The sequence below is a fragment of the Pristimantibacillus sp. PTI5 genome (genome assembly GCF_048572955.1).
In the GTDB taxonomy this organism is placed as follows: domain Bacteria; phylum Bacillota; class Bacilli; order Paenibacillales; family Paenibacillaceae; genus Pristimantibacillus.
The window spans coordinates 2,190,001-2,202,500 of sequence record NZ_CP183886.1 but is presented as its reverse complement, the minus strand read 5'-3'; the positions used below and the strand labels follow the sequence as shown (position 1 = coordinate 2,202,500).

8 protein-coding genes, 3 tRNA genes and 1 rRNA gene (2 of these 12 only partly in view) are annotated in these 12,500 nt (G+C 48.4%); 9 read left to right on the top strand and 3 right to left on the bottom strand.

Annotation, left to right across the window (positions count from 1 at the left end; translation table 11 throughout):
• The 6 genes from ACN6MW_RS09900 to ACN6MW_RS09875 form a co-directional block, all read left to right on the top strand.
• Nucleotides 1-2,214 (top strand): 23S ribosomal RNA (locus tag ACN6MW_RS09900); it begins 722 nt to the left of the window's first position.
• Nucleotides 2,215-2,399: 185 nt separating this feature from the next.
• Nucleotides 2,400-2,475 (top strand) — tRNA-Val (locus ACN6MW_RS09895).
• A 6-nt stretch (nucleotides 2,476-2,481) separates the two neighbouring features.
• Nucleotides 2,482-2,557: transfer RNA gene (locus tag ACN6MW_RS09890), tRNA-Lys, on the top strand.
• A 13-nt stretch (nucleotides 2,558-2,570) separates the two neighbouring features.
• Nucleotides 2,571-2,650 (top strand) — tRNA-Leu (locus ACN6MW_RS09885).
• A gap of 298 nt (nucleotides 2,651-2,948) precedes the next feature.
• Nucleotides 2,949-4,193: an ATP-binding protein gene (locus ACN6MW_RS09880; RefSeq protein WP_419875308.1), complete on the top strand. Its 1,245-nt coding sequence runs from the start codon at nucleotides 2,949-2,951 to the stop codon at nucleotides 4,191-4,193.
• Between the two features lie 49 nt (nucleotides 4,194-4,242).
• Nucleotides 4,243-5,058: a hypothetical protein gene (locus ACN6MW_RS09875; RefSeq protein ID WP_419875307.1), complete on the top strand. Its 816-nt coding sequence runs from the start codon at nucleotides 4,243-4,245 to the stop codon at nucleotides 5,056-5,058.
• Nucleotides 5,059-5,132: 74 nt separating this feature from the next.
• Here ACN6MW_RS09875 and ACN6MW_RS09870 read toward each other — a convergent pair whose 3' ends face one another.
• The gene (locus ACN6MW_RS09870) at nucleotides 5,133-6,893 is read right to left on the bottom strand and encodes a sensor histidine kinase (RefSeq protein WP_419875306.1); all 1,761 of its coding nucleotides are present in this window, start codon (nucleotides 6,891-6,893) and stop codon (nucleotides 5,133-5,135) included.
• Complete coding sequence (locus tag ACN6MW_RS09865) at nucleotides 6,890-8,452, bottom strand: response regulator transcription factor (protein WP_419875305.1); 1,563 nt, start codon at nucleotides 8,450-8,452, stop codon at nucleotides 6,890-6,892. Before ACN6MW_RS09865 ends, ACN6MW_RS09870 begins: the two co-directional genes overlap by 4 nt.
• 175 nt (nucleotides 8,453-8,627) lie before the next feature.
• Here ACN6MW_RS09865 and ACN6MW_RS09860 point away from each other — a divergent pair, with 175 nt between their 5' ends.
• The 3 genes from ACN6MW_RS09860 (at nucleotide 8,628) to ACN6MW_RS09850 (ending at nucleotide 11,805) form a co-directional block, all read left to right on the top strand.
• Nucleotides 8,628-9,986 carry an ABC transporter substrate-binding protein gene (locus ACN6MW_RS09860; protein WP_419875304.1) on the top strand — a complete coding sequence of 453 codons (1,359 nt, stop codon included), beginning with the start codon at nucleotides 8,628-8,630 and terminating at the stop codon, nucleotides 9,984-9,986.
• An 89-nt stretch (nucleotides 9,987-10,075) separates the two neighbouring features.
• Complete coding sequence (locus ACN6MW_RS09855) at nucleotides 10,076-10,990, top strand: carbohydrate ABC transporter permease (protein WP_364145049.1); 915 nt, start codon at nucleotides 10,076-10,078, stop codon at nucleotides 10,988-10,990.
• Nucleotides 10,987-11,805, top strand: a complete 819-nt coding sequence (locus ACN6MW_RS09850) for a carbohydrate ABC transporter permease (protein WP_364145046.1) — start codon at nucleotides 10,987-10,989, stop codon at nucleotides 11,803-11,805. Before ACN6MW_RS09855 ends, ACN6MW_RS09850 begins: the two co-directional genes overlap by 4 nt.
• Nucleotides 11,806-11,867: 62 nt before the next feature.
• On the opposite strand, the gene ACN6MW_RS09845 is transcribed toward ACN6MW_RS09850, so the two are convergent.
• Nucleotides 11,868-12,500, bottom strand: the 3' portion of a protein-coding gene (locus tag ACN6MW_RS09845) for a MerR family transcriptional regulator (RefSeq protein ID WP_419875303.1). Its footprint extends 138 nt past the window's final position; only the last 633 of its 771 coding nucleotides appear in the window; its start codon lies off the right edge, out of view — the gene reads right to left on this strand; it ends in the stop codon at nucleotides 11,868-11,870.

Genomic DNA, 12,500 nt, shown 5'->3' with positions numbered 1-12,500 from the left:
GAAACCGTGTGATCTACCCCTGTCCAGGGTGAAGGTGCGGTAACACGCACTGGAGGCCCGAACCCACGCACGTTGAAAAGTGCGGGGATGAGGTGGGGGTAGCGGAGAAATTCCAATCGAACTCGGAGATAGCTGGTTCTCCCCGAAATAGCTTTAGGGCTAGCCTCGAGGAATGAGCGTCGTGGAGGTAGAGCACTGATTGGGTGCGGGGCCCGCCAAGGGTTACCAAGTCCAGTCAAACTCCGAATGCCATAGACGTGCTACTCGGGAGTCAGACAGTGAGTGCTAAGATCCATTGTCAAGAGGGAAACAGCCCAGATCATCAGCTAAGGTCCCCAAGTGTGTGTTAAGTGGGAAAGGATGTGGAGTTGCAAAGACAACCAGGATGTTGGCTTAGAAGCAGCCACCATTTAAAGAGTGCGTAATAGCTCACTGGTCGAGTGACTCTGCGCCGAAAATGTAACGGGGCTAAACACACCACCGAAGCTATGACATGTACCTTTATGGTACTTGGGTAGGGGAGCGTTGAATACGGATTGAAGTTGGACCGTGAGGACTGGTGGACTGTATTCAAGTGAGAATGCCGGTATGAGTAACGAAAAGACAAGTGAGAATCTTGTCCGCCGAAAGCCTAAGGGTTCCTGAGGAAGGCTCGTCCTCTCAGGGTAAGTCGGGACCTAACGCGAGGCCGAAAGGCGTAGTGGATGGACAACAGGTTGAAATTCCTGTACCACCGTAAACCGTTATGAGCAATGGGGTGACACAGAAGGGCAGTGACGCGGGCTGATGGAATAGCCCGTCCAAGCAGTGAGGCTAGTGTGTAGGCAAATCCGCACACTATTAGGCTGGGCTGTGATGGGGAGCGAAAATTATAGTAGCGAAGGTCATGTACTCCGGCTGTCAAGAAAAGCCTCTAGCCAGGTGAAGGTGCCCGTACCGCAAACCGACACAGGTAGGCGAGCAGAGCATGCTAAGGCGCGCGGAAGAACTCTCGTTAAGGAACTCGGCAAAATGACCCCGTAACTTCGGGAGAAGGGGTGCCTCGGTAGGGTTAATAGCCCGAGGGGGCCGCAGTGAAAAGGCCCAAGCGACTGTTTAGCAAAAACACAGGTCTGTGCGAAGCCGTAAGGCGAAGTATACGGGCTGACGCCTGCCCGGTGCTGGAAGGTTAAGGGGAGCGGTTAGGGGTTAAACCCGAAGCTGTGAACCGAAGCCCCAGTAAACGGCGGCCGTAACTATAACGGTCCTAAGGTAGCGAAATTCCTTGTCAGGTAAATTCTGACCCGCACGAATGGCGTAACGACTTGGGCGCTGTCTCAACGAGAGATCCGGTGAAATTTTAATACCTGTGAAGATGCAGGTTACCCGCGACAAGACGGAAAGACCCCATGGAGCTTTACTGTAACTTGATATTGGACTTTGGTACGATCTGTACAGGATAGGTGGGAGCCTGAGAAGCATGAGCGCCAGCTTGTGTGGAGGCGACGTTGGGATACCACCCTGATCGTATCGGAGTTCTAACCTGCTGCCGTGAAACCGGCAGAGGGACCGTGTCAGGTGGACAGTTTGACTGGGGCGGTCGCCTCCTAAAATGTAACGGAGGCGCCCAAAGGTTCCCTCAGAATGGTTGGAAATCATTCGAAGAGTGCAAAGGCATAAGGGAGCTTGACTGCGAGACCTACAAGTCGAGCAGGGACGAAAGTCGGGCTTAGTGATCCGGTGGTACCGAATGGAAGGGCCATCGCTCAACGGATAAAAGCTACCCTGGGGATAACAGGCTTATCTCCCCCAAGAGTCCACATCGACGGGGAGGTTTGGCACCTCGATGTCGGCTCATCGCATCCTGGGGCTGAAGTAGGTCCCAAGGGTTGGGCTGTTCGCCCATTAAAGCGGTACGCGAGCTGGGTTCAGAACGTCGTGAGACAGTTCGGTCCCTATCTGTCGCGGGCGCAGGAAATTTGAGAGGAGCTGTCCTTAGTACGAGAGGACCGGGATGGACGTACCGCTGGTGTACCAGTTGTTCCGCCAGGAGCACCGCTGGGTAGCCAAGTACGGACGGGATAAGCGCTGAAAGCATCTAAGCGTGAAGCCCCCCTCAAGATGAGATTTCCCAGTATGTAAGACCCCTTGAAGACGACGAGGTTGATAGGTTCGGGGTGGAAGCACAGCAATGTGTGCAGCTGACGAATACTAATCGGTCGAGGGCTTATCCTACAAAGTTTGAGAAGCAAACTTACATCGTAAGCATACGCTTAAGTTTGCCCCGGACCCATACATCCGGCAGACAGCAGCTAAAAAGGTTTCAGCAAACCTAATCTTTCGTATCCAGTTTTCAAGGCGCAAATGCTTCATATGTGCCAAGAAACAACCCCACAGCTTGTGGGTTTTATTGTTTTCGCGGAGGCTTAGCTCAGCTGGGAGAGCATCTGCCTTACAAGCAGAGGGTCGGCGGTTCGATCCCGTCAGCCTCCACCATTCTATGAGTCATTAGCTCAGTTGGTAGAGCACCTGACTTTTAATCAGGGTGTCGTAGGTTCGAATCCTACATGACTCACCATTTTTTATTTCATGCGCGTATGGCGGAATTGGCAGACGCACTAGACTTAGGATCTAGCGGGCGACCGTGGGGGTTCAAGTCCCTCTACGCGCATCATAGTTACAACGATTAAAGCCTTGCTCAGCAAGGCTTTTTTTGTATTCTCAGAGCCATAACCTGAATGTTTTTATCGTTTTCTTTTTTTGTCAAAGGGACTCGCTTCGTGTACAATAAAAGCATCCAGGGGAGGCAAGATATGAATTTTTGTGTCATCTTTTTCACCAATATAAGTATACTTATTACTTGTGCCTACCTTTTTAATCTCTTGTTTAAACTTTTGTTTCAGCATGTATCAGACGGCTATAAAAAAGTGTTATTGATAACCATTTTTATTTTTTCGGGCTGGGTGACCATGAAAGTTGGCTTTCAAATAGGTGATGGGCCGGTATTCGATTTACGGGTCGTGCCGATTATATTCGCTACCTTGATGTTCCGGAATCCATGGCATGTGCTGACTATTGGCCTGGGTATTGCTGCAGCTAGGTATGGTGTAAACGGTTTAACGGCCAGCGCAATAACCGGTTCGATAAATATCTTGATCTTGGCCTTTGCTTCGGCGGGGCTCGTCATGCTCTATGTGCGTAAGCCGAATTGGAGTTATCCCTTGAGAGCGACAATCTCACTGTTTAGCATAAATATTTTACAGGTATCCGGCATTGCTGCCTTTGGGTCTGTTTCCCGTGAGCTTTATTTGAAGCAGTATATGCCTTATACCCTACCGTTATCTATTGTTCTAGGCGCTTTTTTTATCTTTATTATTTATGATTTTTATAAGGATCAGCTGCGTGCCGAAGAGCTGAGAAAAAAGAATATTATTCTCGTCGAGCAAAAACTGGAGCTTATCGAGGCTCATCAGGAGCTGGAGTATAAGGCGCTGCAAATTATCAAGTCATCTGAATATAAATCGGATTTCATGTCGAATATGTCGCATGAACTCCGAACGCCGCTAAATAGCATTATTCTGCTATCAGAACTCATTCGTGATAATGAAGGAAACAAGGAACAAAGCGAAAATCGGCAGTATGCGGACATCATCAATTCCTCTAGCCAAGAATTGCTGCGAATCATTAATGATATTTTGGATTTATCCAAAGTGGAAGCAGGTAAATTGGAAATGGACTGGGGCGACATATCGATAGAAGATCTAGCGCAGACGATGTATTATCAGATGGCCCCTATGGCTAACGAGAAAAATTTAAGCATTTCTGTTTCCGTGGCAGAGGAAGTGCCGGCAATGGTGTTCTCTGACGGATTGCGGCTGAGTCAAATTTTAAGAAACCTATTATCTAATGCGGTTAAATTTACGGATAAAGGCAGCGTCAGCTTAGAAGTATATAAGGACCATGACTCGGAATTCCTTGTGTTTGCGGTAAAGGATACGGGTATTGGCATAGACGAGGAATTTCAGAAGCTGGTTTTTGAGGCATTTTTGCAGGAGGACGGCACGATAAAGCGGAAATACGAGGGAACGGGATTAGGCCTGTCCATCAGCCATCAGCTTGCCAGGCTGCTTGGCGGTTCGCTGACACTCAAAAGCATTAAAGGAGTGGGCAGCGAATTCGCACTTCGCCTTCCGATCAAACCTCCGCTAGGGTAGAGCGTCCCCTTGTGGAAGCCGCGGTTTACCGAAAACTCAGGAGGGAAATATGCTCGTTTACGGATGTGATTTTAGCGGGGCAAAGGATCCCAACGGAAAGATTTTTGTAACGGCAGGTTGGTTAGCTGATCATCGTTTAACGATACTGGACGTTAAGGAATGCGAGGACAGGCTCGATTTATTTTATATGATTAAAAATAATCCGGCGCCATGGGGACTTGATTTCCCCTTCTCGATTCCAAGGGAGCATTTGAATGAACATTATCAATCCTCCTGGCCATTTTTTATTCGTGAAGCCTATGGGGATACGCGTATGGCGTTTAAGCAAAAATTCGGCAAGGTGCATAGCGGCAAAAACAACGTCCGGGACTGCAGAGTGACGGATATCGCCGTAAACGGAAAAAGCCCGGTCTCCGAAACGCCAATCAGTATGAACGGCATGGTGTATGGCGGCCGCAAGCTTTTATTTAACCTGCTTAACGACGTATCTATTTACCCCTTTGACAGCTATAGGGAGAATGCATCCCGGTTATACGAGGTTTACCCTAGTCATGGCTGGTCAAAGCTAGGACTAAATCGGGAGGATCAACTTGCGCTGGCCCAGCTCTCCGATGTTTTTAAACGCAGGGTTGATCCCCGTTTTGATATCGAACTGGATTTAGATAAGATACCCAGGCTAACAAGCGGGATTAAGGTCGGCAAGCTGGTCGATCATGCTTCAGATTCTGTGATGGCATGCATAATTTTAACCTACTGCCTATACAGCAGCCCGCTTGATGCGTTTTGGGGAATAAAACCGTCTTTCGCATCGGATGAGGAATGGGCTTGCCGAGGCGAAGAGGGATTGGTCGTAAGATTCGAATAAAATTCAGGACTGTCTTCAGGGCTTGGTTGCTATGCCCTGCGAGGACAGTCCTTTTTTTGAAAATTAAAAAGGAGTCAGGTATGCGGAAGGAGCTTCGGAAGCTCGACCGTAACGGTTGTTCCTTGATCGAGAAGGCTGTCGATGCGCATTGTGGCTTGGCCCCCAAATAAATGCTCTATCCTCTTGCGGGTATGCGATAAGCCAATATGGCGAAGACCAGAGTTTTTCTTCTGGTTTTCTTTATCCCATATGGTCGCAAGCTGCTCTTCTTCAATCCCGATTCCGTCATCTTCGATGCGCAATATAAGCGCCGTGCTGGAGACCGCTGCCGAAATGCGCAGCGTGCCGGGCAGATCCTTTGGGCAAATGCCGTGAAAAATCGCGTTTTCTACAAATGGCTGCAAAAAATTACGAGGAACTAAACATTCATAAGCTTGCTCCTGAACATGCCATTCAACCTCAAACATATCAATGTAGCGAAAGGATTGAATGGCGATATAGTCGCGAAGCAGGTCCAGCTCTTCACGCAAAGGAATCAGAGATTGGACGCCGTCCATTTTGACAGCATCCTGAAGCAGTCGGATAAAAGAGCCGACCATAAGGACAATATCGTCGTTTCCTTGCTTCCGGGCCATATAAATGACGGCATTCAACGTGTTGTAAACAAAATGCGGATTTAATTTGGAGAGTACAAGTTCTAGCTCAAGCTCTCTTTTATCTTTTTCATGGCGGATGGATTCTTCCAAATGCACCTGCAGCTGATTGGTCATGCGATTGAAGCCTTGGCCAAGCTTCTCTAATTCGTCTCCGGTTTTGATATTGACGGAAGTATGCAGCTTGCCGCTTGATACGGCATTCATCGCATGGTAAAGCCGCATAATCGGTCTCGTGATTCGGAAGATGGCAGGCATCATCAGGAGCAGAATTAAAGTCGTGCTGGTAAGCGAGAACACGCCAAGCAAATAGATGACGATTCTACCGCGCTCCATTAACGATGCTTGCGAAATGAAGGTGACCAGCTTCCAGTTAATGCTCTCGAACCGATCTACGAGCATGTACCCTCCTTGGACGGATGAGATGCCGTCCTTCTGCCGCTCGGAAGCAGCTTGTAGGAGCGAAGGGGTGAGCGAAATGCCGGAAGACGGACTATCCTTCTCGTATAGGAGGTATCCCGCATCATTCATCCATAGAACTCCTTCAAAGTCAGCGCTGCCAAAATCGAGCAGCGATTCAAAGCTGCTGTAATCAAGATTAAGAATGAGCTCGCCAATTCTGCGTCCGGGCTGCTCAATATCGGTTACCGTTACGATAAAGCTAATGATCTTGCCTTGCTCTACCGTATTGCTGGTTAGAATCATATCATGCGGCTCCGTAAAGGCATGCTGCTGACCGGACTGGACGAAATTCTGATACCAGTCTTCTTTTAGCCGTTCGCTAAAATATTGATCATTTCGCGCTTCGCTCCAAAAAACGCGGCGATCCGGCAGGAGAAGCGCAAAGCTGCTGACCTCCTTGCGAAGTCCTTTGTTCTCGTCGAGATAATCGAGCGAATCTTGAATGAGGGCAAACTGGCCGAAGGTATCCAGCTGGTCGAAGGTCTTGTAGAAGGATTGCAATTGTTCCGATATGATAAGCGAAAATGAGAATTTGGCAATGTCGTCTGACATGTATTCAAGCTGCCTGACGGTCTGGCTAAGCTTCGTTTCATCCTCGTGAATCATCTGTTTTACTAAAATGGTTTTGTAATAATAAAAGGTAAATGCCGCGGATAACAGGAAGCTGATAATAGCAACAATGATGATCCGTTGGAGAATGACGGACCGCAGGCTTTTCATAAGTGACGGCCTCCATGACGGAATTGATGGGGGAGCATGCCAGTCGTTTTTTTGAATACTTGGCTGAAATGCTGCGGTGAACGATAACCTACCCTTGCGCATACCTCAGTCATTTTCGCATCTTCACGGCTTAGAATAAGCTTGGCCTGATTGATCCGATGCTCCGTCAAATAATCGAGAAAAGTACGTGACAGCTCACGTTTAAACAACTGGTGGAGATAAGAAGGACTAATCCCCGTAGCATGCGATACATCTTCAATGGCAATATCCTCATGGAAATGCTCTTGGATGTGTTTCAGCGCCCGCAGCAGCTTGTTGGATAACCGGTCGTGAGTACCCATTGAGGAAAATAGCTTCCGGAACAGTAGGATATAGCTGTCCATGATATCATCGATGTGATACAAAGGCACTTTATCTGTTAACGGCAAAGGATCGATTTCAGGCAAGCCAAGGGCAGCATTACGTTTATTCAAAAGTCCGCTAAGCGTATGAACGGTTTCGTACAAGCCAGGCAAATTCCAGCGCTGCCCGCCAAGGGAGTGAAATTGGTTTTTGATAGCTTTTTCCATTTTAACGAGATCATTTTGGCCCATGCCTTCGACCAGCATCTCCAGGTACTCATGATGTAAAGCCGATGCGTAGTTTTCGCTGCCAAGCGGCAGCAAAGGGAGATCATCGACACACAGCATCTGCGCATTGCCGCAAAAGACGGCATGCCGGGCGGCAGCCTCGACTCTGCGGAAGGAATCGCGAAGACCTAAGGAATCATGGCATTGGAACGAATAATAAATGGACTTGCTCTGGTTGTTTTGGCGATTCAGGTGGGCTTGAAGAACTGCAACGAGATCTTTAAATGAATCGCGCTGGGTGCAGTCTGCTCTGTTTTTTTGCGAAAACAGGGCTACGAGCTGGGTGCGATTGAGAGCAAATTCGCCGACTAGCTGCCAGGGCGTTGGATCGGACAGCCGGCTTAATTCAGCGAAGCTCCATTTGAGTGATGGAAGCAGCCCTGTCTCCCCGTTGACCGAGGGAACGGCCGAGAAGGGAACGTCTTTTTGGACAAGCAGCATGCCAAACGGTGGAGCAGCGGAGCTATCCACTAATGTAAGGGGAAGTCCGGTACCCGTAATCATCTCCTTCAGTTGATCGGATCGCTGCATCCTTCGCTGGTTTTCGTCGGCTTCCCAGCTTTCCTTCGCTTTGTTCAGCTCGAGCAGCAATTTATTCCGGTCTACCTCATGTTTGATGAGATAGCTGGATACGCTGCCGATGGAAATGGCTTGTCTCGCATAGTCAAAGTCCTCATAGGCGCTCATGACTATGAATTTTACTCCTATTTTCCGCTCGGAAACCGCTCTGATTAGTGCGAGCCCGTCCATGACAGGCATGCGGATATCGACGATCATGATATGAGGGCGAATTTCTTCGCATAGACGCAGGGCGCTTCTGCCGTTTGTTGCGGTTGCCATTATTTCGAAGCCGTATTCGTCCCAAGCCAGAAGGCTTTTTGTATGCTCCAAGGCAATGCGTTCGTCATCTACCAATATGATTTTGTTCATCCGAACCTCCGCTGGATTTGACGTATGCTTGATTATACGTATGGCAGGTACCCCTAAGCAAGAGGAAACGTTGGATAACGACCAAAAGTGTAGGATTGCAATGTTTACGCTTACATTTACAAGCATGTATATTGAAAGCGTAGACAATATAAGTTGACAAGGGAGAGATTATTCGATGCTTATACGATTTTGGACCAAACGGGTTAGTCTTTTGATCACCATCACCATGCTCGTATGTTTGCTTGCGGCCTGCGGTGGAGGCAATGCCGTAAATAACCAGAAAGAGGGCGATACGAACAATAAAGAAAGCGCAGAAGCAGATAACGAGGGAACCGCTGCAAGCAAAGGAAACGAAGATTTAAAGGGGGAGTTCATATTATGGACGTGGGAGCCTGAGCATCCTACGGCGCTGGCTGCCTTCAATGCGAAATATCCAAATATCAAAGTGAAGCGCGTGAACGTTGCCGCGGAGGATATTTCGAAAAAGCTGCAAACGACGATCGCTTCCGGCGGCGAGTTACCGGATGTCGTTAGAATCGAACGAGGACAAAAAGCTAAAATTTTCGATATGGACATTCTTGAGAATCTCGAGGCTGCGCCTTATAATGCCGACAAATCCATTCTGTTCGATTATGATCTCCCGACTTTCTCCGTCGATGATCATCTGGTCGCGATTCCGGACGATATGAGCGTAGCAGGCATTGCCTACATCAAATCGCTCGCGAAACAATATTTCGGAACGGATAATCCGGAGGAAATGGAAGCCATCTTCACGGACTGGGATGTATTTATCGAGAAAGGGAAAGAGGTATTGCAGCAAAGCGGAGGCAAGGTTCAAATGTTTCCGAGCCTCGGCGATGTAAACCAGACGCTTAAAGGGCAGCGCGCAGAACCGTATTTTGACGGGGATAAGCTGAATGCGCCTATGCTTACTAACACAGTGACTGATTTAGTGAAATTTCGGGATTCCGGCATTATAGACAAGCTGGATCAATGGACACCGGCCTGGAATGCGACATTCGGCGGGGAGAAATACATATTCGCGATGTCGCCCGTATGGATGCCGCAATATGTAATCGGGCCGAACGACAAAAAAGATGATCGTTGGGCGTTGATGGTACCTCCAGGCGGCGGCTTTATCAGAGGCGGCTCCTCGCATGGTATTCCAAAAGGCGCTAAAAATGCAGAGTTAGCCTGGAAATGGATTGAATTTACTTCGATGTCGCAGGAAGGCGCGGAAGCTCAAAAAAAGGACGGCGTATTTACGCACTTTAAACAAGCCTATGAGAATGAGTCCTTCACCAACTGGACATGGCGGAATTTCGGCACGCAGGATATTGGCCACAAGTTTTTTGTAGACATTTCGGCGACAACCAAGGATATGGCGGAAAATATCAATGATTTGGTTTTGGACGAAGTGATGAATATCGTGCTTCAGACACTCGTGAAAGACGAAGCCTTCGGCGTGGAGCAAGCAATGGACCGCATTCAAAAAGAATTAAAAGCGAAAGCGCCTAATATCGTCTGGGAGTAAGCGCGGCTAAGCGGATAATGGGAAGAAATTAAGCGGCCCACCGGCCGCTTTTCCTTTCACAACTAGTCTAATAGTCAGGAGTGTAAGCGATGGATGCCGTAAAAAGAAAATGGGTGCCTTACTTTTTCCTCTCACCGTACCTGTTATTTTATTTAGCCTTTGGCCTTATTCCCATGTTATTTTCACTGTATGTCAGTATGACAGACTGGAATGGGATCGGCGAGAAAACCTTTGTCGGTTTGGATAACTATAAGTTCCTGTTTAATCCCGATTCTTATTTTTTTAAATCAGTCGGAAATACGCTGCTGTTTGTTGCGTTTACGCTTCCGCTTCAAATCCTATTCGGGCTTGTCATTGCATCGCTTCTATACAGCCGTTGGGTAAAGTGGAAGGGTTTCTTTCAATTGGTTAATTTTCTTCCATATATCGTTACGCCCGTTGCGGTGGGTTTGATGTTCAACCTACTGTTTGATTGGCAAGCAGGTTTTATTAACAAAATCCTGATACAGCTCGGTTTGATTGATGAAGGGATCTATTGGCTGGGAGATCCGCTGTATGCCCGATTCGTCATTATTATCATGCTTTTCTGGAAAGGCTTTGGCTACACGATGATTTTCTACCTTGCCGGCCTTGCGAACATACCGAAGGATCTAAACGAAGCCGCGCAGGTTGACGGGGCCAACGGATACCGGACATTTATGTCCATTACGCTGCCGCTTCTTAAGCCGGTCACCGTATTTATTGTCATCACCGGAATCATTGGGGGCTTCCAGCTGCTAGAGGAGCCGATGCTGCTGCTCGGAGGCGCGGGAATGGGCTCGAGCACGGCTGTCATCGGCGGTCCGGACCGTTGCTGCTTAACGACCGTTTGGAATATGTATGATACCGCCTACGGCAGCATGACCAGATATGGGCTTGGGGCGGCAATAGCTTACGGTTTATGTTTCATTATCGCTTTCTTCTCATTCATTGGCGCAAGATTTTATAGGGGGGAACAGGAATGAGCCAAACCGCTAGAACGACGCTCGCTACGACGGCAATTGCCCTTCTTTCTATATTCGCTTTGCTGCCCTTCTATATCATGATCATAATGGGAACATATCAAAACGAAGATTTATTTACCAAAATCGTTCTGGTGCCGGGCACCTACTTACTTGAAAATTTAAAAACAGTGGCAGCAAGCCGGTTCGATCTCGTTTACTGGAACAGCATTATCGTTTCACTGGTTAGCACGGTATTTTCGGTTTTGGTCAGCGCTTTTGCAGGCTTTGCTTTCGCGAAGCATGAATTTAAGCACAAGAGCAAGATTTTTGCCGCGGTGCTGCTTACGATGATGATCCCCGGACAACTTGGATTGGTTGCCTACGTTATTGAGATGCGCTATCTAAGCTTGTCGGGCACGCTGCTGCCGCTCATCCTGCCTTGGGTGGCCAATGCATTCGGCGTATATTGGATGACCCAGTTTATCAAAAGCGCGGTACCGACCGAGGTGCTCGAGAGCGCGCGAATAGACGGCTGCTCGGATATCGGCGTATTTTTCCGGATTGTGGTTGCTTTTATTTATCCGGCGATCACGACGCTCTCGCTGCTTGTATTCTTATGGTCATGGAACAATTACCTGCTCCCGCTGATCATCGTCAATAAGCCGGAGCTGTACACGATTCCGCTAGGCATTACGGCGCTTGGGGATGCGTACCGCACAGATCTGGCCGCTCAAATATTAGGTCTGACGCTAGGGACGATCCCGGTGCTTGTCTTATTCGCCATAGGCTCAAAAAGCTTCATCCGCGGGCTGACGGCTGGCTCCGTTAAGGGATAGGATAGAGCAGATAAAAAAAGCAGCACTTTCCTCCTAAAGAAGATTGTGCTGCTTTGTGGTTTCTATTGGCTATCGCCCATACCCGTATAAACAAGAACCGCATCCCTTAAAAAAACCGCCGCGCCCGGTTGATGCTTATCGTAGTACGCGGTGAACCTTTCGTCGTCCACGTACATTTGGGCAATGCCCGCATGCGCTTCCTTGCTGTAATGCCCCCAATAAAAGCTGAGCCATTGGCGGTGCAAATCGGCAGCCTTCTGCGCCAATTCGCCGGCAGGATCGCCTGTCGCATAAGCCTCTACCAGCACGCTTATGATTTCGGCGCCTAATTTCTCGATCTCCGTATGCTGCTCCTGCGTCATGTTTTTAACGATCTGATTGGAGCGCTCGACTTGCTCGTCCCCGTATTTTTCTCTGATCTCTTTGCCGTACTTTTGTTCGTTCTCATCCAGCATCTGTTTTTTGAAGCCTTCGAATTTCTCTTTGTCCGTCATCGTGATTCTCCCTTCGTTTTGGGCTATTGTTTTGTCGACATTAGCGATCAGCAGATCCAGCTGCTGTCTCTTCTCAAGCAGCTTCAGCCGGTGCTCGCGCAGCGCGTTTTTTCCGTCAAAGGCAGGAGCCGTTATCATCATTTTGATTTCCTCGAGGCCTACGCCAAGCTCTTTATAAAATAAAATCTGCTGCAGCCTGTC